The sequence below is a fragment of the Brevibacterium renqingii genome (assembly GCF_017808095.1).
Taxonomy (GTDB): Bacteria; Actinomycetota; Actinomycetes; order Actinomycetales; family Brevibacteriaceae; genus Brevibacterium; species Brevibacterium renqingii.
On the sequence record NZ_JADBHG010000008.1, the window covers coordinates 24,411 to 43,964 of the forward strand.

General features: G+C 65.0%; 19 protein-coding genes. 13 read left to right on the top strand and 6 right to left on the bottom strand.

Annotation, left to right across the window (positions count from 1 at the left end; genetic code table 11):
- Positions 1–54 precede the first annotated feature (54 nt).
- The 4 genes from IIE29_RS14110 to IIE29_RS14125 all read left to right on the top strand — a co-directional run bounded on the left by IIE29_RS14110 (position 55) and on the right by IIE29_RS14125 (position 4,175).
- Complete coding sequence (locus IIE29_RS14110) at positions 55–822, top strand: SDR family NAD(P)-dependent oxidoreductase (RefSeq protein ID WP_209325939.1); 768 nt, start codon at positions 55–57, stop codon at positions 820–822.
- Positions 823–886: 64 nt separating this feature from the next.
- Positions 887–1,639, top strand: a complete 753-nt coding sequence (locus tag IIE29_RS14115) for an SDR family NAD(P)-dependent oxidoreductase (protein WP_209325940.1) — start codon at positions 887–889, stop codon at positions 1,637–1,639.
- Between the two features lie 91 nt (positions 1,640–1,730).
- Positions 1,731–2,708, top strand: a complete 978-nt coding sequence (locus tag IIE29_RS14120; protein ID WP_209325941.1) for a cyclase family protein — start codon at positions 1,731–1,733, stop codon at positions 2,706–2,708.
- Positions 2,709–2,840: 132 nt separating this feature from the next.
- Positions 2,841–4,175, top strand: coding sequence for an MFS transporter (locus IIE29_RS14125; RefSeq protein WP_209325942.1), 1,335 nt, complete (start codon positions 2,841–2,843; stop codon positions 4,173–4,175).
- 24 nt (positions 4,176–4,199) lie between these two features.
- Here the strand turns inward: IIE29_RS14125 and IIE29_RS14130 are convergent, their stop codons facing one another.
- The gene (locus tag IIE29_RS14130) at positions 4,200–5,654 is read right to left on the bottom strand and encodes an NAD(P)/FAD-dependent oxidoreductase (protein ID WP_209325943.1); all 1,455 of its coding nucleotides are present in this window, start codon (positions 5,652–5,654) and stop codon (positions 4,200–4,202) included.
- Positions 5,655–5,836: 182 nt separating this feature from the next.
- Between IIE29_RS14130 and IIE29_RS14135 the strand changes: the two genes are divergently transcribed.
- The 3 genes from IIE29_RS14135 to IIE29_RS14145 all read left to right on the top strand — a co-directional run bounded on the left by IIE29_RS14135 (position 5,837) and on the right by IIE29_RS14145 (position 7,704).
- Positions 5,837–6,217, top strand: a complete 381-nt coding sequence (locus IIE29_RS14135; protein ID WP_246475964.1) for a cupin domain-containing protein — start codon at positions 5,837–5,839, stop codon at positions 6,215–6,217.
- Positions 6,218–6,298: 81 nt separating this feature from the next.
- Positions 6,299–7,084, top strand: a complete 786-nt coding sequence (locus tag IIE29_RS14140) for an SDR family oxidoreductase (RefSeq protein ID WP_209325944.1) — start codon at positions 6,299–6,301, stop codon at positions 7,082–7,084.
- A 62-nt stretch (positions 7,085–7,146) separates the two neighbouring features.
- Positions 7,147–7,704 carry a hypothetical protein gene (locus tag IIE29_RS14145; RefSeq protein ID WP_209325945.1) on the top strand — a complete coding sequence of 186 codons (558 nt, stop codon included), beginning with the start codon at positions 7,147–7,149 and terminating at the stop codon, positions 7,702–7,704.
- A gap of 34 nt (positions 7,705–7,738) precedes the next feature.
- Here the strand turns inward: IIE29_RS14145 and IIE29_RS14150 are convergent, their stop codons facing one another.
- Positions 7,739–8,032 (bottom strand): metal-sensitive transcriptional regulator, encoded by a 294-nt coding sequence (locus IIE29_RS14150; protein WP_209325946.1) that lies wholly within the window; start codon positions 8,030–8,032, stop codon positions 7,739–7,741.
- A 113-nt stretch (positions 8,033–8,145) separates the two neighbouring features.
- Between IIE29_RS14150 and IIE29_RS16915 the strand changes: the two genes are divergently transcribed.
- From IIE29_RS16915 to IIE29_RS14170, 5 genes are all read left to right on the top strand, one after another.
- Positions 8,146–8,331, top strand: a complete 186-nt coding sequence (locus tag IIE29_RS16915; RefSeq protein WP_246475965.1) for a hypothetical protein — start codon at positions 8,146–8,148, stop codon at positions 8,329–8,331.
- A gap of 46 nt (positions 8,332–8,377) precedes the next feature.
- Positions 8,378–9,133 carry a sulfite exporter TauE/SafE family protein gene (locus tag IIE29_RS14155; protein WP_209325947.1) on the top strand — a complete coding sequence of 252 codons (756 nt, stop codon included), beginning with the start codon at positions 8,378–8,380 and terminating at the stop codon, positions 9,131–9,133.
- A 181-nt stretch (positions 9,134–9,314) separates the two neighbouring features.
- Positions 9,315–10,703, top strand: a complete 1,389-nt coding sequence (locus IIE29_RS14160) for an MBL fold metallo-hydrolase (RefSeq protein ID WP_209325948.1) — start codon at positions 9,315–9,317, stop codon at positions 10,701–10,703.
- Positions 10,704–10,974: 271 nt separating this feature from the next.
- A complete protein-coding gene (locus tag IIE29_RS14165; RefSeq protein WP_209325949.1) occupies positions 10,975–12,168 on the top strand; it encodes a pyridoxal phosphate-dependent aminotransferase in 1,194 nt (397 codons plus the stop codon).
- Between the two features lie 210 nt (positions 12,169–12,378).
- On the top strand, positions 12,379–14,073 hold the full coding sequence (locus IIE29_RS14170; protein ID WP_209325950.1) for a nucleobase:cation symporter-2 family protein: 1,695 nt from the start codon (positions 12,379–12,381) through the stop codon (positions 14,071–14,073).
- Positions 14,074–14,220: 147 nt separating this feature from the next.
- Here IIE29_RS14170 and lgt read toward each other — a convergent pair whose 3' ends face one another.
- From lgt to IIE29_RS14185, 3 genes are read right to left on the bottom strand one after another with little or no spacing between them, the layout of a single operon-like run.
- Positions 14,221–15,147 (bottom strand): prolipoprotein diacylglyceryl transferase, encoded by a 927-nt coding sequence (lgt, locus tag IIE29_RS14175; RefSeq protein ID WP_209325951.1) that lies wholly within the window; start codon positions 15,145–15,147, stop codon positions 14,221–14,223.
- Positions 15,148–15,180: 33 nt separating this feature from the next.
- Complete coding sequence (locus tag IIE29_RS14180) at positions 15,181–15,516, bottom strand: hypothetical protein (RefSeq protein WP_209325952.1); 336 nt, start codon at positions 15,514–15,516, stop codon at positions 15,181–15,183.
- Positions 15,513–16,157 carry a maleylpyruvate isomerase family mycothiol-dependent enzyme gene (locus IIE29_RS14185; protein ID WP_209325953.1) on the bottom strand — a complete coding sequence of 215 codons (645 nt, stop codon included), beginning with the start codon at positions 16,155–16,157 and terminating at the stop codon, positions 15,513–15,515. Before IIE29_RS14185 ends, IIE29_RS14180 begins: the two co-directional genes overlap by 4 nt.
- Positions 16,158–16,362: 205 nt before the next feature.
- On the opposite strand from IIE29_RS14185, the gene IIE29_RS14190 reads away from it, so the two are divergent.
- A complete protein-coding gene (locus IIE29_RS14190) occupies positions 16,363–16,839 on the top strand; it encodes a MarR family winged helix-turn-helix transcriptional regulator (protein WP_209325954.1) in 477 nt (158 codons plus the stop codon).
- Between the two features lie 247 nt (positions 16,840–17,086).
- Here IIE29_RS14190 and IIE29_RS14195 read toward each other — a convergent pair whose 3' ends face one another.
- A complete protein-coding gene (locus IIE29_RS14195) occupies positions 17,087–19,288 on the bottom strand; it encodes a DUF222 domain-containing protein (RefSeq protein ID WP_209325955.1) in 2,202 nt (733 codons plus the stop codon).
- Between the last annotated feature and the right edge of the window lie 266 nt (positions 19,289–19,554).

Genomic DNA, 19,554 nt, shown 5'->3' on the forward strand with positions numbered 1-19,554 from the left:
CCTCACCGAGGGCAGAGACCGCATGCAAACACAGATCGAAGGAGATTGATGGAAATGAGTTCCACAGACAGCGCACCCGTGCTCGCCGTGACCGGAGGCGCCTCGGGAATCGGCTGGGCCACCGTCGAAGCATGGTGTCGCGACGGCGGCGCTGCAGTCATCCTCGACTTCTCCCGGGAGAAGCTCGACGCTGCACTGGCGGGGGCGCCCTCGGACTGGTCCCTGCGGGGAATCATCGTCGATGTCACCGACCGTGCCGCTGTCGACGACGCATTCGCATCGATCGCGGAGACTGAACAGCGGCTCGACGCGCTCGTCAACTGCGCCGGCAACGCCAAGCCCGTGCCGAGCGCCGAGATGAGCGACTCGGACTGGGAAGCCCTCCTCGAAGTGCACCTCACCGGGACGATGCGTGCCTGCCGTGCCGCCCACTCACTGCTCAAGAACGGCGGCGGAGCGATCGTCAACATCTCCTCGGTGGCAGGAGTGGCGGGCATGCCGAAACGCGCCAGCTACAACACCGTCAAACACGGCCTGATCGGATTGACGAAGAGCCTGGCAGTGGAATGGGCGTCCGACGGCATCCGAGTCAACGCAATCGGACCGGGATACACCTGGACTCCATTCAACGCCGCGCTCGAAGAGCAGGGCCTGCTCGACCCCGCTCCGATCACCAAGCGGATCCCGCTGAACCGGTGGGCACAGCCGGAGGAGATCGCGGCCGGCATCACTTTCCTCGCCGGGCCCAAAGCATCCTTCGTCACCGGCCACACCCTCATGGTCGACGGCGGAATGACCATCGACGGCAACTGGTACGAGTGACCGCAGCCCCGGGACGCCCTCGCTGAAGGCGACTCCGGCATCTTCTGAACGAAAGGCAACAACCATGAACCCATTCGCCCCGGACCTCTTCTCCGGACGACGTGTGCTCATCACCGGCGCCGGGGGAGGAATCGGTTCGAAGAGCGCCGAGTACTTCGCGGCCGCTGGAGCCGAACTTGTCCTCGTCGACCTCGCGCCCGAGATGGTCGAGGCTGTCGCTGCAAAGCTGCCTGAAGGCACCTCGGTCTCTCAGCTCGCGGGCGACCTCACCGACGCCGGCACGCTCGAAGAGCTGCGCCGCCGCGTCGAATCTGCCGGCGGCATCGATCATCTCGTGCTCGCCGCCGGCATCTACACCGCTCATCCGGTCGCGGAGATGAGCGACGAAGACTGGGACCGGACGATGACCATCAACCTCGACAGCAGCTTCAAGCTGACTCGCGCCCTGATCCCGCACATGCGCGAGGGCGGCTCCATCGTCAACTTCGGTTCGATGGCCGGTTCCCGCGGCAGCCGCAATCACGCGCACTACGCGGCCACCAAGGGAGCGATCGTCTCCTTCGGCAGGAGTCTGACCTGGGAACTCGGGGAGCGGAACATCCGTGTCAACGCCGTCGCGCCCGGAATCATCGCGACGCGAATGACCGAAGGGCTCGTCGCCTCCGGCGGTGACGCCCTCCTCGCTGCGACGCCGCTGCATCGGTTCGGACGACCGGAGGAAGTCGCCTCGGCGGTGGTGTTCCTCTGCTCTCCGGCGGCGTCATTCATCAACGGTGACACCCTCCATGTCAACGGCGGGCTGCATATGGCCGGCTGAAGCACCTGATTCGGCCACATGGCCGCCCGGCTTCACCGGACCATGCGGGAAGCCGTCCCGAAGCACACGAATCACATTCGAAGGAGAAGACATGAGTGATACGAACGTTCCAACGCTGGCCGAACTCTTCGGTCCCAACCCACCGACGAACTGGGGCAGATGGGGTGCCGAGGACGAAATCGGAACCCTCAACTACCTCGGCCCGCAGGAGGCGCTCAAGGGCGTCGCTGAGGTGAAGACCGGCGAGAGCTACACCCTGCAGATCCAGATGGGGTGGGACGACGAGCGCGGAGACCCGGTGTGGCCCGGTCGTCCCCAGATCGAACGCAAGAACGTGCGCGATGCCGAAGTGTGGGCGAAGGGAGAGACGGGACTCGACCCCTACCCGGGAGGGCTGACAGACGCCGACGACGTCGCGACCATCGCGCTGCAGGGTTCGACCCAGTACGACGCACTCGGCCACACGTGGTACGACGACCAGATCTGGAACGGCTACGATTCGCAGACGACTGCCGGTGCCCTGTCCAAGGCCTCCATTCTCCCGATCGCCGAGCACGGCATCGTCGGGCGCGGCGTGCTCGTCGACATGGCGCGTCATCGCGGCAAGGACGTCCTCGACAAGGGGGAGACCTTCACCCATGAAGACGTCCTCGCCGCGGCCGAGGCCCAAGGTGTCGAGATCAGACCGCGCGACATTCTCGTCATCCGAACCGGCTTCATCGGCTCCTGGTATTCACGCCAGCCCGAGGAGTTCTTCGCCGACTTCATCGAGCCCGGTCTCACTTACTCGCGGGAGCTCGTCGAGTGGTTCCAGTCGATGGAGATCGCCAATCTGGTGACCGACACCATCGCGAACGAAGTGACCACCGATCCCGAATCCGGAGTGCTGCTGCCTCTGCATGCCGCGTTCCTGCGCAATCTCGGACTGCTCATGACGGAGATGACGATCCTCGACGAGCTTGCCGAGGCCTGCGCCGCGGACGGCCGCTGGTCGTTCCTCTACACGGCTGCTCCTCTCAAGGTCGTCGGAGGTACCGGGGCACCGGTCAATCCAGTCGTCATTCGGTGAATCCGCCCGCCGCCGCAGTGGCATCGTGAGGCAGGCCGCCTCGCACACCGCAGACGCGATACCGCTGCGGCGGCGCTCGAACTCCGCCTCGAGACCGGTTCCCTCCCATCCGCTCTTCACGAAAGGCCCGCCTTGTCCTCATCAACCACCGCTGCCGCAGCACCCGATGCTGCGGCCCAGCGCAGGAACGCTCGCAACGCTGCGACTTCGGGGTTCGTCGGAACCGCACTCGAATACTACGACTTCTACATCTTCGCCACTGCTGCCGCCCTCTATCTGCAGCCTCTCTTCTTCCCCAGCGAGGGAGGACTCGGGCAGATCATGGCGCTCGCCACCGTCGGTGTCTCCTATGTTGCCCGCCCTGCCGGCGCGATCATCTGGGGATGGCTCGGCGACGTCCTCGGACGCAAGACCGCGCTGATGGCCTGCATCGTGCTCATGGGTGCCTCGACATTCATCATCGGTCTGGTCCCCGCATACTCGACCATCGGAATCTGGGCACCGATCCTGATCGTCCTCATGCGACTGCTGCAAGGCCTCTCCGCCGGCGGAGAGTCACCAGGGTCAGCTTCGCTGTCGATGGAGACGGCGCCGGAGAATCGCCGCGGCTTCTACGCCAGCTGGACGATCGCAGGTGCGACCGCAGGCCTCGTCCTCTCCTCTGCCGTGTTCATCCCGCTGAATCTGCTTCCGCAGGAATTCATGCTGAGCATCGGCTGGCGGATCCCGTTCCTGCTGAGCATCGTCGTCACCGTCATCACCATCTACATGCGAGCACGCTTGCAAGAACCCGAGATCTTCGAGGAGGCGAAGGAGAACGACGAGACGGTCAAGGTTCCGCTGTTCCATCTGATCAAGCACTACCCGCTGCAGATGCTCCGAGTGGCGGGAATGGCTCTGTTCCTCCTCATGGTCGGCCTCTTCAGCACCTTCTCCTTGGCGTACGGCACCCAGGTCGCAGGAGTCTCCAGCAGCGAGATGCTCGCGCTGATCACAGTGTCGAACCTCGGCACCCTATTCATGATCCCGTTCCTCGGGCACCTCTCGGACAGGATCGGACGCAAACCCGTCTTCATCTCGGGCTGCATCGGAATGATCGTGCTCACCTTCGCCTACCTCGGCGCCCTGTCCCATGCCGCTCCGGGGCACACGGGTCTCGTCTGGGTGCTGGGAATCCTGCTCATGTCCTTCGCCTATGCTGCGGCCAACGGGATCTATCCCGTCTATTTCCCGGAGCAGTTCCCCGCGAACATCCGCTACAGCGGAATGGCCATCAGTCTCATGCTCGGCCTGGTCCTCGGCGGATTCTCGCCAGCGATCGCCCAGACGATCAACGGCGCTGACAACAACTGGGTCGGCGTCGCGCTCTTTGCCGCTGCCGGAATCGCTGTCTCAGCGATCTGTGCTGCATTCAGCCCCGAAACCGCGAAGACGCCGACAGCGGAACTCGGTCTGAAACGCAACTGACATTCTCAGACCGTCGGCAATGGCCTACTCGTGCAATCCGGCCAGGCGGGAACCGAACTGGGCGAGCAGGCTCGTGCGCTTCGCTCCGGTGATGCGCTCCCACTCGTCGGCGATGCCGAAGATCCGATACATCGACCGGATGCCCAGCCACCTGATCGGTTCCGGCTCCCACTGCCCGGAGAAGTGATCGTTCCACGGCAGCCCGGTCAGCGGGGTCGCTTCCCCCGATGCACGGTCGAGCAGGGTCTTCGCGGCCAGATGCGTGGCCGTCACCCCGTGCCCGGCATAGCCGCGGGCCACGCCGATCCGCTGCTCGGGGTCGAAGAAGATCCCGGCGCACCAATCCCGTGTCACACCGAGGGCCCCGCGCCAGGCGTGGGCGATGTCGAATTCGAGGTCCGGGAAGAGCGAGGACAGGCGGGTGCGCAGCAGTTCGACAACCTCGGCGGGGACCTCGCCGTCCCCGGGCAGACCGGACCGATACGCATAGGGCGCCCCGCGTCCGCCGAGTGCGATGCGATCATCGGCGGTGCGCTGAGCGTAGATGAAGGTGTGGGCGGTGTCGCCGAGGCATTCGCGGCCTGCCCACCCGATGTCCTCCCACGCTTCGGCCGGCAGCGGTTCGGTTGCGATCATCGAGGAGAAGACCGGAATCACCTGTCTGCCTTCGAGCCCGGGCAGGTTGCCGCTGACGGTGTCCGAGTAGCCCTCGAGGCAGACGAAGATCGTCTCCCCACGCACCGGTCCGCGGTTCGTCGCGACGACGCCCTTGCCGATATGGCCCGCCGAGGTGTCCTCGCAGATCGTCACCCCTTGATCGCGCAGCACTCGGGCCAGGCCGCGGCTGAGCAGGGCCGGGTCGACGGCGGCGGTGCCGGGGAAGTGGATGCTGCCCTGTGCCTGGTCGACGTTGATGTGTGCTCGGGTCTCCTCCGCGTCGAGGAACTGCATGTCCTCGGGGCCGTAGCCGAACTGCGCATTGCCCTCGAAGAGCTCGCGCAAGCGGGACATTCCGGCTTCCGACTGGGCGACGTCGATATGGCCGCCGCGCACCTGGTGGGCGTCGATGCCCTCGGTCTCACACACCTCGAGGACCTCGTCGATCGAATCGAAGAGAGCGGACTGGAACGCACGTACGCTCGCGATCCCGTCGAGCCCCGCGGACGCGACCGGCCCGGTCGGGTCGGACTTGAGGACGCGGTCGACGGCCTCGGCGTACTTGGCCCTGTTGCCCGGCAACAGGGTCGACAGCCACCCGCCGTTGCGCCCCGAAGCGCCATAGCCGATGTGCCTGGCCTCGATGATCGTGATCTCCCAATCGGGGTGTGCCCGGCGGGCGCAGTAGGCCGACCACAGGCCGGTCAGTCCGCCGCCGACGATGACGAGATCCTGCTTCTCGGCCGGCAGTGGGGAGGGGGTGAGGGGTTCGGCCGGCGAGGCTGCCAGCCAGTGTGAGGCTTCACCGTTGAAGTAGGGCATGGATCAACTCCTGGTCATCGACGCGTGCGGGTCATCAGCGCGTACGGAATCAGTTCTATCTCACGCCAGGAGCGAAGTAAATGGTTGTTCCCGAACGTATTGCCTGCTGGAACCGCCGACGGCAGGTTCTGAATACGCGGCCTTGTTCGCCGAACCGGAGACTGTCTGGCTACACTGATCGCATGAGTGCAATGGAGCCGATCGACACCCGTGGATTCCCTCTCGACCACGAACCCATCGAGGACTGGCAGGCAATCGATGCGGCCGCCTCGGCGGGGGAGGCCGACGACGCGACGACCACCGCCTTCGCCGATCTCGGCACGATCGCCGGAGCCGACTACGGACTGTGGGAGATGAGCGCCGGGGCGATGCGCGACGTCGAAGGCGAGGAGGTCTTCCTCGTCGTCTCCGGGACCGGTCGGATCGAGTTCGACGAGCCGACCCGAGCTGATATCGCGCTGGCGCCGGGAACGCTGGTCCGCCTCGAGGACGGGATGAAGACCCGCTGGTTCATCGACGAGGCACCCTTGCGAAAGCTCTTCATCGCCCCACACGAGGACTGAGCCCGCACGAAGACCAAACCCGCACGAAAACCGAACCCGCACACAGACCGAGCCCACACGAGGACTGAGAGAGGGAGCATCATGGCACGGACAATCGTCGTCACCGGAGCGGCATCGGGAATCGGGGAGGCGACCGCCGCCATCCTCGAACGCCAGGGGGACACCGTCATCCGCGTCGACCTCGAACGCGGAGACGTCACCGGCGACCTGGGCGACCGGGACTCCATCGCACAGGTCGCGCAGAAGATCGCCGAGATCAGCAGCGGACGGATCGACGGACTCGTGGCCAATGCCGGCGTCTCCTCGCCGACCCCGCTGTCGCCGAAGATCAACTGCATCGGCACCGTCCGGCTCATCGAAGCGATGCGTCCGCTGCTCGTCGAATCCGACGCCCCGCGGATCAGCGTGACCACCTCGGCGGCGACGCTGCAAGGAAACGACGAGACGCTCGTCGATCTTCTGCTGGCCGGAGACGCCGAGGCGGCCCTGTCCCGCGGTGCCGAACTGGCAGACCAAGGGCCCGAGGTCGGCTATGCGAACTACTCGAGTTCGAAACGGGCGATCTCGCGGTGGATCCGCCGAGTCGCGCCCACCGGTGACTACGCCGGGCTGGGGATCGGCATCAACGGGGTCGGACCCGGCCAGGTGCGCACCGCGATGACGAAGGAGCTCTTCGCCTCCGAAGAGGGACGGAAGCAGGCCGCGACGGCCATGCCCACGCCCTTCAACGGCCCCGCCGACGCCGAGGACATCGGGGCGGTGCACGCCTTCCTCGTCTCCGCCGCGAACTCACGCATGACCGGGCAGATCATCTTCGTCGACGGCGGGTTCGACGCCCTCAGCCGCGGCGACGACATCTGGGACTGAACCGGAATCCCGAACCCGGGCTAGACTCGAAAGACAGCTGCCTTGGGTGAAAGGGATCAGCGATGATCGACCTGTCCTTCCCGCGCGACTTGGTGATGATCGGCGCGGTGTTCGGCCTCGCTGCGTTCATCTGGTCCGGATGGGCGCAGGAGGCCCCACCGGATCGAGCCGTCTTCCGGATCATCCTCGGCGGACTCTCGGCGGCCGGGCTCGCCCTGGCGATGCCGAGCATCTTCCTGGCCATCGGCAATTGGTCCGAACCGAGTGCGATCGCCACGGGCACGACCGCGTTCACGATCTACATCGTCGTGGTCTGGGCGGAGATCATCGCGGCCGCCGTGCTCAGCTTCTTCGCCCTCCGGTCCGGCCACGCCGAGGCGGTCGCCCCGCTCATCCTCGCGATCGTCGGCATCCACTTCTTCGCGCTCGCCGTTGTCTTCGCCCAGCCGGTCCTCCACCTCGCGGGGGCGCTCATCACGCTCATCGCGATCATTGCGTTCTTCCTCCCGCGCAGCCTCGCCGCGCCGAGCTTCTGGTGCGGTGTCCTCGGCGCCCCTGTGCTGCTGGCCATCGGGCTGTGGTGCCTGCTGGCCGGACGCGCAGCTCTGGCCGTGGACTGACCGGCCTGATCGCTCGGCTGCGGGCAGAGACGGCTCAGGCCAGGGACATGAAGAGCTTCTGCAGCTCTTCGGGTTTGATCCCTTCGGGATTGTCCGGATCGGCCAGGCACTCTTCGAGGGCCGTGGAGATCACGAGGAACCCTGCCCGATCCAGGGCCTTGGACACGGCCGACAGGCGCTGGACCACCGTCCGGCATCCGGCGTCCTCCTCGACGGCGCGAGTGACAGCGGCCAGCTGTCCTTCCGCGCGCCGCAGACGGTTGACGATCGCCCGCTTCGCTTCGGCAGTGCTCGCGGCATCCTGACTCGCCGCAATCTGGTCATCCATTCGATTCTCCTCCTCAACGCTGGTGTTGACATCGCTGGCGGACAACCCGCTACAATCATCAGCATACCCCATAGGGTATATATATTGATGAATTCGAGAGAAGAAGGTCGATCATGTGTCGAGCGACTCGCTGCAGCACCTGCGGAAAAACCACCTGGGCCGGATGCGGCCAGCACATCGCGCAAGTCAAGGCCGAAGTCCCCGCTGGCCAGTGGTGCAACGGCAAGCATTCGCAGGCCGAGCAGGATGCTGCGCGGGCGCAGCGACCGGGATTCTTCTCCCGCCTGTTCGGACGGTGAGCCGGCTCCGCATGGCCGGAGCTGAGGCAGTCGGAAGAGGCAATCGATGATCGCGGCGCTCGGCTTCGGTCTGATCGTCGGGGCCCTGCTCGGGCTCGTCGGCGGCGGAGGCTCGATCCTCGCAGTTCCGGCGCTCGTCTACGGGGTCGGTCTGTCGATGTCCGACGCCGTGCCCAGTTCACTCATCGTCGTCGGCGCCTCCTCGGCGGTGGCCGTCCTGCCGCGCATGCGTCGCGACGTCGACTGGCGACTGGCCCTGACGATCGGCGTCTCGGGCGCACTCACCGCCGTCGTCGGTACGGCGGTCAACTCCCACCTGAGCCAGCCCGTGCTGTTGCTCGTCTTCGCCGCGATCATGGTCCTGGCCGGGGTGCGGATGCTCCTGCCCTCCGGCGGCTCCGCCGGCGCCGATGAGGAAGCGCCGACCTGGCGGAAGCTGCTTCCGAAGGCAATCGGAACCGGACTCGTCGTCGGCTTTCTCACCGGCCTCCTCGGTGTCGGGGGAGGCTTTCTCATCGTTCCGGCCTTGACGCTCATCCTCGGGGTGCCGATGTCGGTGGCCGTGGGCACCTCCCTGGTCGTCATCGTCATCAACTCCCTGGGAGGCTTCCTCTCCCACCTCGGTGACCTCAGTCTCGATTGGGGGCCGACTCTGGTCTTCGCCGCAGCCGCGATGGTCGCCTCGCTGGTCGCGGGACGCTTGGGGCGGTCGCTGTCGAACACAGTGCTCAAGCGCGGATTCGCAGTTCTCGTCCTCGTCGTTGCGGCCTTCGTCGCCGTCAGCACTCTGGTGACGTGGTGAGGATTCTGCACTCGGCCGGGCTCTCGACGCGCAGGGCCAGCTCGGCGAGGCTCTCGACGCACAGCGGAATATACCCGCAGGGGTATGTGTTGAATCTTTTCAAGAACCGATGTCAATCTGGTCGACCGATAGTGGGCCGCAGGCCCGAACGCAGCATCGACCGGGGAAAGTGAGAAGACCTATGCTTCTCGAACGCATCTACGACGAAGACCTGGCACAGGCGAGCTACTTCATCGGCTGCCAGGCGAACGGCACTGCGCTCGTCGTCGACCCGCGACGCGATGTCGGTGTCTACCTCGACCTCGCCGCGAAGAACGACATGACGATCACCGCAGTGACCGAAACGCACGTCCACGCCGACTATCTGTCGGGAACCCGCGAACTGGCCGCAGCCACTGACGCGCAGATCTACGTCTCCGGGGAGGGCGGAGACGAATGGCAGTACGCCTTCGAGGGAACACGGCTGCGTGACGGAGACGAGTTCAGCCTCGGCAACATCGTGATCACGGCGATGCACACGCCCGGGCACACTCCCGAGCATCTGTCGTACCTCGTCACCGACGGCGCATTTGCCGACCAGCCGGGATTCGTCCTCACCGGTGACTTCGTCTTCGTCGGCGACACCGGTCGCCCCGACCTGCTCGATGAGGCGATGGGAGCCGAAGACACCCGCTATGAGGGCGCGCGCCAACTCTTCGCCAGTCTGCGCGACAAATTCCTCGCTCTTCCCGACTACGTTCAGGTCCTGCCCGCTCACGGTGCCGGCAGCGCCTGCGGCAAGGCCCTGGGCGCGGTGCCGACGACGACAGTGGGCTACGAGCGTCTGTTCTCCTGGTGGGGCAAGCATCTGGCCGCCGATGACGAACAGAGCTTCGTCGACGAGCTGCTCGACGGCCAGCCCGACGCCCACGCCTACTTCAGCCGGATGAAGAGGCAGAACGTCGCCGGTCCGGCGATCCTCGGAACGCGCGGGCCGCTGCCCGAGGCGGATACCGCCGATCTGGCGCCCGAGGTCAGCGCCGACTCGGTGACCTTCATCGACACCCGACCCGTCGAGCAGGTCCACGAGGCGAGCGTCGTCAACGCCATCAATCTGCCCAACCCCGGCAAGATCGCCAGTCACGGCGCCTGGGCGATCGACCCCGAGACCGACACCCGGCCGATCTTCGTCCTGGCCGACGATCAGGACGCGGCAGAAGACATCCGCGATCGCCTTCTGCGTGTGGGCATCGACGAAGTCAGCAGCTTTGTCACAGGCATCGACGGGCTGCCGACGACAGTCCCGCAGGTCGTGCGCCCCGAAGACCTCGACAGCTTCGACGCCGCTGGTGTGGTCGATGTGCGGAACAAGACCGAGCACGCCGACGGGCACGTTCCCGGCTCCCAGCAACTCAGCGCCGGACGTGTCCTGTGGCACCAGGACGAGCTGCCCCACTCAGGCACATTCGTCACCTACTGCCAGACCGGCGTGCGCAATTCGGTCGCGGCGAGCACGCTGCGACGGGCCGGGCATGACGTCGCCGAACTCGACGGCAGCTATGCGGCCTGGAGCGCCTGGAAGAACTCCTGAGCCCGCTCGGGCGCATCGGCCGACCCCGGGTCTGCCGGCCCCGCGGCGAGAGGTACGCTGCGGGGCCGGTCGCCTGTGCGGAGTTGGCGACCAGTCCGGCCGCTGATCGGCCGGTGACTCTGTCGGTGCACCACGAAGTCCCCTAAGGTGTGGGATAAGGCCGTCTCGGCCGACGAGGTCCGCCTCTGAACCCAATGCAGGAGACCCTTGTGAACCCTGCGCCGGGATCGCTGTCGGACCCCGCACGCCCGCGCATTCGAAGGAGCCGACAATGAAGACTGCTCGCCGCTTGGACAACCTCGGCACCGAGACCGCGTTCCGAGTTGCCCAGGCCGCCGCCGAGTGGAAGGCGCAGGGGAACGAGGTCTTCCCGTTCCACCTCGGCGATCTCAATTTTCCCATGGCCGGCCACATCGTCGAGGCGATCGAGCAGGCCATCCGCGACGGCAAGACCGGCTACTGTCCCGGTCCCGGCGTCCCTGAGCTGCGCGAGGCCCTGGCCGATGACATCGGTTCGCGGCGCGGCATCACGATCGACCCCGCCGAGGTGGTCGTGACCACCGGGGGCAAACCCGTGATCACGAAGTTCCTCCAAGCCGTCATGGACCCCGGCGATGGTGTGCTCTATCCGAATCCCGGGTTCCCGATCTACGAATCCCAGATCGAATACCTCGGCGGAACCGCGCTGCCCTACCGATACGTGCCGACCGAGGGCGGCTTCGCCATCGACCTCGACCATCTGCGGGCCTCGATCGACGAGAACACGACGGCGATCATCTACAACGACCTGCAGAACCCGATCTCGGCCGAGTCGACTCCGGCCGAGCGCGAAGCCGTGGCCGCCATCGCGCAGGAATTCGACCTGTGGGTGCTCTCCGATGAAGCCTATTTCGAGATGCGCTACAAGGGGCGCTCGCAGTCCATCGCCGCGCTGCCGGGAATGGCCGAGCGGACCGTCATCCTCTACACGTTCTCGAAGAAGTACGCGATGACCGGATCCAGGCTCGGGTGCGCGGTGGCTCCGAAAGCCGTCGCCGAGGCGATCTCGACGATGAACACCAACGACGAATCCTGCACCAACCAGTACGTGCAGTGGGCGGGCATCGCGGCGCTGCGCGGACCGCAGGGGCCGGTGGGGCAGATGCTCGAAATGCTGCGCAAGCGGCGCGACGCCACCTGCCGCCTGATCAACGAGATCCCCGGCATGAGTGTGGCCACCCCGGGTTCGACGTTCTACGTCTTCCCCGACGTCACCGAGGCGATGGCCGCCAAGGGGATCTCGACCTTGGCGGATTTCTCCACCGAGGCGCTGCACGCCACAGGAGTCTCCTTCTGCACGCGTGAGCACTTCGGGGCCCCGCAGCCGGGGGAGGAGAGGTCGTATATCCGTCTGGCCTACTCGGGCATCGACGAGTCCGCGATCACGACCGGTCTCGGCCGGCTCAAGGAGTGGATCGAGAGCTGAGCGGGGCCGCCTCGGCGAGGTGGGTCGCAGGCCCGGTTACCGAAGAGTCAGATTTGACTTGGACGTGAAAAGGGAAGAGGGTGATCAGGATTACATTTTCTGGAAAATGTGATCCACGATACGAAAAAGATAAGAGGTTCGACGCGTAGCCGCAGCGACGTAGGTGAGTCTGAGCCCCTTGCTGAGAAACCCTCCTGGAAAGTTCTATCGATGACACAGAAGTCCACGAAACGCCGTCTCAACTCGCTTCCGCCGGATTCCGACCGGCCCGAGGATTCCTGGCTGCCGCTGCCGCAGCAGTTCGCCTACGGCCTGCAGCACGTGCTCACCATGTACGGCGGAATCATCGCCGTGCCCATCATCATCGGCGGGGCGGCCGGTCTCTCCCCCGCCGAAAGCGGACAGATGGTCACGGCAAGCCTGTTCGTCGGCGGCCTCGCCACACTCATCCAGAGCATCGGCTTCGGCTTCATCGGTTCAAAGCTTCCCCTCATCCAAGGCGTGTCATTCGCCGGCGTCGCCACCATGCTGGCCATCCTGCAGGGTGGCGGGACCGTCAACTCGATCTTCGGCTCGATCATCGTCGCCAGCATCATCGGCTTCGTCATCGCCCCCTTCTTCGCCAAGATCATCCGGTTCTTCCCGCCGGTGGTCACCGGAGTGGTGATCACCTCCATCGGCCTCACCCTCATCCCCACCGCAGCTGATTGGGCGATGGGCGGGGACGAAGAAGCAGCCGGATACGGCTCGATCAGCAATATCCTCTTGGCGTTCATCACCTTCGGCATCATCCTTCTGCTCAGCAAGGTCGGATCCGCAACGATCTCCCGACTGTCCATACTCATCGGCCTCGTCCTCGGCACCGCGATCGGAGCGCTGATGGGCAAAGCCGATTTCTCAGAGATCGGCTCCTCCGCCCCCGTGGCTCTGCCGGCGCTTCTGCCGTTCGGGGTGCCGACTTTCGACATCGCATCAATCCTGTCGATGCTCATCGTCATCCTCGTCATCAAAACCGAAACCGCAGCCGATATCATCGCCGTCGGCGAGATCGTCGGAACTCCGGTGAACTCGAAGCGAGTGGCCAACGGCCTGCGGGCGGACATGCTGTCCTCGACCATCGCCCCGTTCTTCGGTTCGTTCACTCAGTCGGCATTCGCGCAGAATGTGGGACTGGTCGCCCTGTCGGGGATCACGTCCCGATTCGTCGTCTCGGCCGGTGGCGTCATCCTCGTCGCACTCGGACTCATCCCATTCCTCGGCGAGGTCGTCGCCGCTGTGCCGATGCCCGTGCTCGGCGGTGCAGGCTTCATCCTCTTCGGAACCGTGACAGGATCGGGCATTCGCAGCCTGAAGACGGTGAGCTTCGAAGGGAATATGAATCTCATCATCGTCTCGTCCTCACTCGCCTTCGCGATGCTGCCGGTGATGAAGCCGGACGTCTACGATGCATTCCCGAACTGGTTCCAAGTGGTGTTCCATTCCGGCATCTCCTCGGCGGCGATCATGGCTGTCCTGCTCAATCTGCTGTTCAACGAGTTCACTGCCGGCAATTCGAAGGACCCCTCGGTATTCGCGGCGAAACCGATCCGGTACCTCACTCCGACCAATCTCAAGGACCTTCGTGAGGGCGACTGCTTCATCGACGGCAAATTCGTCGACTGCGACGGAGAAGAGATCCCTGTCATCCCCGATGAGAAGGAAGACGTCGTCAGAACAGCGATCGAGAACGGCGATATCGCACATACTTCCCAGATCAAGCTCGTCGTCGAAGACGGGGAGTCCCCAGATTTCGCGCCGTCTTCGGACCATGCATCGGAAGCCGACGACAATGCGTCGCAGGCACCCTCTGTGAGCACCACGGACCATCCCGAAGGAGCCGCGCGATCGGAGGCGGAGCGGGGCTGAATTCCGTCCGTGACCCGATCCGGGTGAAGGACGGTCTGGCCGGATTCCACGGTCTGGCCGCATCTGATCCAGGTGATGGACTGCCCCGGATCCCTCATGGTCCAGGTGATGGCGGTCGTGGGGGAGCCGCCTCGGCGAGGGTGAGCCTCAGGATTCGGCCGGCTGCGGTTCACGTCCCTTGATGAACGGTGATTCCTCGGGTTCGGGGTGGCGCTTCCACTGCACGAGCATGATGGCCACGCCCAGCGCCACGGCTCCGATCGCGCCCCAGACGTTCGTGCGCAGACCGAGGATGACGAAGCTGGGGTCGAGGCGGATGGACTCCCAGACGATGCGGCCGGCGCCGTACCACATGAGGTAGACGGCGAAGAGTCGTCCCCACTGGAAGAAGATGTGGCGAGAGAGGTAGAGCAGGACCAGGGCGCCGAGGCTGTTCCAGATGACCTCGTAGAGGAACGTCGGGTGGAACAGAGTGCCCGGGGGAGTGCCGAGCGGGATCGCCGGATTGCCCGGATCGATCTCGAGCCCCCAGGGCAGGGTGGTCGGCAGGCCGAAGAGCTCCTGGTTGAACCAGTTGCCGAAGCGTCCGCATGCCTGGGCGAGGATGAGGCCGGGAGCGAGGGCATCGAGCAGCGTCGTGAGCTTGAGGCCGAGCCGGCGGCACATGATCCAAGCGCCCAGGGTGCCGCCGATGAGCGAACCGAAGATCGCGATGCCTCCCTCCCAGATCGCCCACACGGATCCGGGTTCGAAGGGGTTCCACGGGTTGCGGCCAGGGCCGAAGTAGTCCGTGTAGTGCGTGATGACGTGGTAGATGCGGGCGAAGACGATGGCCATCGGCACGGCCAGGGTCGCGATGTCGAGCACCTGCCAGTCCTCGACTCCGCGTGCGGTCAGACGGCGATTGGTCAGGACGATCGCGATGATGATGCCCACGAGGATGCACAGCGCATAGAAGTGGATCGTCAGCGGGCCGAGCTGGAAGCTCGAGATGCTCGGACTCGGGATCGCCGCCGAGATGTCGTGCGGCAGGGCGGTGTCGGCGAGCGTTGCGCTCGTGGGAACTGCAGGCATGGACTCAGTCTATTTGCGACGACTGAGAATCCCTTATGCAGTCGCCAGCCCGCCGTCCGCCGTCCCTTCCGCGCGGAGGCTCCGGCGGTGACGCAGTCGGATCCGCAGCCGGTGGCCGGCCTCGACCAGAGCGAAGCCGATGACGAGCACCCCGAGGGTGACCAGACCGTACTCCAAGGGGAACGTGCCCGGGGAGAACGCCGGGTCGCTGCCTCCTTCGAGGCTGGCCAGCAACAGGTACAGAGTCTGGAAGACGAACGCCCACAGATAGGCGACGGCATAGATGAGATGGGCGGCCAACCTCGAGCGGAGCAGGCAGCCGAGCCAGAAGGCCCCGAGTGCGGTGATGATGGCGACCATGATGATCATTTCCTTAAGAGAGGTGGTGAATTGAGCAGGGACATTCCCGGTCCGGACAGGTGCGGCAGCGCGGCTTCGGTGCGGCCCGTGACGAGCAGGAGCAGATCGCCGAGGCGGCCCTCGACTGGTGCGCCCGATCCGACGATGAGGTCTGCGTCCGTGGCGGTGAGCCGGATGCCGCGCAGGCGTCGTCGTGCGTGGAAGGGCCAGCCCATCGACCAGGCGTGGTGGAGCGCGGCGAGGCCCGCGGACGTGGGGATGGCACGAGTCATTCCCAAAGGGCGGACGATGTCCTGACCGTGGACGAGCACATCGAGCAGCGCATTGTCCGGGCTGGTCAGCGGCGGCAGATGCCGGGATGCGGCGGTGCGCCTGAGCTCGGCGATGATCTCCTCGGTGGGGAAGCGTGCGTAGGCGCGGGCGATGTCCCGGCCGAAGGCCCAGATGTCGCCGCGGGAGCGGATGAGGCCGACCATGATCTGTCCCAATGTGGGCGCGGTCGGTGTCATGGCCAAGTGCGCTGTTACGTCCCGCACGCTCCATTCGGAGCACAGGGACTGGGTCGTCCACTGCTCGGGAGTGAGTTCGGTGAGTGTCTCGGCGAGATCGAGCCGCTCGGCTTCCACGGTGGACCACAGTGCATCGTCCATGATGCTTTCTCCTCTGTGAAGGGCGTTCCGTCTGTGCAGGATGGACCGTCTGTGTGAGACGGCCCGTCTGCGTGGGGCGGACCGGTTCAGGGTTCGAGTGATCGGTGAGGGCGGTGGAATGAACAATAGTAGTCAGATAGTCTGACTATTATAAGAGCCGCCGTAAAGCGGCACAAGAGCTGTTTCGAGCAGTGGGGGAATGCTGATGGGTGAACAGAGCGCGCAGTCGGGTTCAGACCGGCAGTCCCGTCCGAGCGGGCAGCCGAGCCTCGGGATGCTGGCCTTCCTCGCCTACCGGCAAACGGAGATGCGGTCGATGACCGCCGTCGAAGCAGCCGGGTACACGATCACCCTGTCGCAGGCACGGCTGTTCGAGCGAGTGAGCCCCGAGGGTTCACGACTGACCGAGCTCGCTGAGTCTGCGCAGCTGACGAAGCAGAGTGCTGCCTACCTCGTCGACGAACTCATCACAGGTGGCTTCTTGCGACGTTCGCCCGACCCCGAGGACGGGCGTGCCAAGCTCATCACCATCACTGACCGAGGGTATGAGGTCATCGCTGTTGCCCGTCGGTCGGAGGCCGAGGTTGAAGATGAATGGAGGAGCCAACTCGGGGACGGATCATTCGATACGCTGCGCCGGCTGCTCGCCGACCTGAGCGAAGTCACGGATCCTTTTCGGTGACGGCGTGCAGGCTCGCGCTGTGAGGGCGACTGGCCATATTTCGTACAGGCTTCAGTGCGCGTCTGCGTCATTTCGCGTCTCATGCATCTGCTCGCGTCCTGAAACATGGACCAAATATGGTCGGCAGGGCGGCGGCCGTGGGCTCAGACTGCGGTACGGACGCCGATTGTAGGTGTGGGCGCAGATTGTGCCCTGCGTGCTCACCCGAGATGAAGACACAGCGATGCCATTGAGCCACCGAGCAGGGCTATGTGCCGAAGAGACCGTCGATGATGTCGTCGGTGATGAACCGTGAGTGCAGGATGAGAGCGCGAGCGGGGTCGATGCTCTCTGGCGGGCGCCAGGCCGGCCGCCCGTCAGTGAGCATGAGGACTTCCCAGTCGGAGCGGTCCATGAGGTGGTGGTGATAGGAACAGAGCAGGCACATGTTGTTGATGTCGGTCTCACCGCCCCTGGCGTACGGCACGACATGGTTCACGTCGCACCATCCCGCTGGTGCGTCGCATCCGGGGAACACACATCCGCGATCCCGGGCGGTGACGATCGCGGTCTGCTTCTTATTGGCGAAGCGCTGATCCGTGCAGACTTCCACCGTGCGAGCCTTTTCGTCCATCAAGTGGAAGAAGACCGTGCCATTGAGACCGCGACGGGTGATGTCGCCCATCGGGAATCGGGCACCGGAGCCTGTGGTGGCTTCACCGGTGCCGTCGGCGACATCAGACGCCTTGGCTGTGACGACGAGAGCATAAGGTGAACCCTTGGCAGCTTCCTTCATGCTGATGCGCGAGATGAGAGTAGCAAAACGCTCGTAGATCCAGATCCTCGCGCCGGGCTGCTCGCTCATGAGATCAACGGCCGCACCATCGGCGCGGACACCGTGACCGGCAGGAATGGAACGGTCGGAATCGGCCCTATCGGCCTCGGCCTCACCGGCAGCCTCGACGACGGCCCACGGGGGTGCATCGAAACGGTCTCCGGCGAGTACGGCGTCGATCGGTTCGAACCGTTCCTCGCCGCGAGCCTGACCGACTCCGGCGTTCGGGGCGAATGCTGGAGCGTCTTCGCCCTCGGCAACGGCCGCTGCGGCGTTCGTGGGCCCTGCTCCCGCTGTGCTCGATGTATTGCCTTTGCCGGATTGGATCCGCGATGTCAGCAGCCCATGAAGTTCGGATCCCGCTACGGGATCGAGGACGCCCTCCAGCCTCCAGTCACCGTTGCGTTTGGGACGGGCGGTGACGAAATAGGCGGAACGATCGCTGGGGTCGAGCGGCTCCGCACCGTCGGGGTCGATAAGAGCGAGCATCCGACGGAAGATGTCGCGGAGCTCGCTGACAGTCACCGACGCCGCGTACTTCACGAGGTCGGATTCCACTCGGGATTTCGTCTCCTGGTCCACCCACGCTGGCAGCGCCTTGAGGCAGTCTTCGATGACAGTGAGATGCTCGGCCGGCAGGGTGCCGAGGTGGAGCTGCTCGGCAACGAGTGGGTGCTCGGGCTCGAGCGGTTGGCCATCGAGGGCGACACGTCCCCCAAGATTCTCTGCCAGCTTTGCGCGGCGATTCGCTTCTCGACCCGAGAGATTGAGGCGTTCCTGGATGAGCGCCTTGGTCGACTTGGCGCCACTGTCTGCGGGCGTGCCGACGCGTTCGTAGACGGCCAGCGCCAAAGTGGACAGGGACTCACTGATCCGACGCAGTGCCTCCGCGCCATCGATGACCTGCAGGGCCTCGCTCGGCCCCATCGGCCGGTCGAATGTCCGAAGCGCTCCAACCAGTCCGGTCAGCGAGGCGATCGAGTCAGTGATCTCGGGAGCGGTTGCGGCAAGGTCGTTCCAAGCTGCGTCGGTGAGGATCGGGTGCTGCGAGGCGGGTCGCTGAGAATCGTCTCCAGCCTCGGACTGAGCAGCGACGGGAGCTGTGCCGTTGCTGCTTCCGGTGATCGCGTTCGCAGGCTCGGCGGTTTCGGGCTGCGTGGTTGAGCTGGTCTGCTCATTCGTTTCGAACTGTGCGGTCGGATCTGTGTGTGCAGTCGAATCCGTCTGTGCGTTCGGCTCAGCCTCGGCAGAAATCGCTGGTTCGACGGCTTCGCTCGATTGCTCGCCGTCGGCAGCCGATGTATCGTCGCGTGATTCTTTGTCGTCGGTCGATAGGGCGTCGTCGGTCGGCACAGGGTCAAGGGCGTTGAACATCTCGGCGAGGCAGTGGTCGCTGAGGTCGAGTCCGGCTGACTTGAGCTGTTCTGCCAGAGACGCAGGGCGCGGTGACTCGGCTTCGGGCTGCACGAGTGCGTTGTCCGCGGATTCTTGAGCAGCGCAGGGCGGGAGGTCGGTGAAATCCGCGGGGCTCGAATTGATCGGCGGCCTTCTGCTCGCTCCGCTGCGCGAGTCAGCGGCGGCACGACGGTCGCGCTTTCCTGACTTGCGTCGCTTGCGGTCGGGGGTGAAGGTCATCGCTGGCGAGTTCCGTTCGTCGTTGAAGGTCTCTTGTTCTCATTCTAGACGGTCAAGTTGGATAAAACAATAGAAATTTCGAAAATCATTCGATTCGAAACAGCTTCGTTGGCGTTTGAAGTGCAGATCAAGGCAAATGATTCATTCAGGGTCGATTTGACGGCGACTCTACTCGTCGGCACTGACGCGGATCGATGTCGATTGAAGCGCAGAGCGGATTCTTTGCGACGGAGCGGCCCCACCACCACGGCAGGACTTCATCGCAG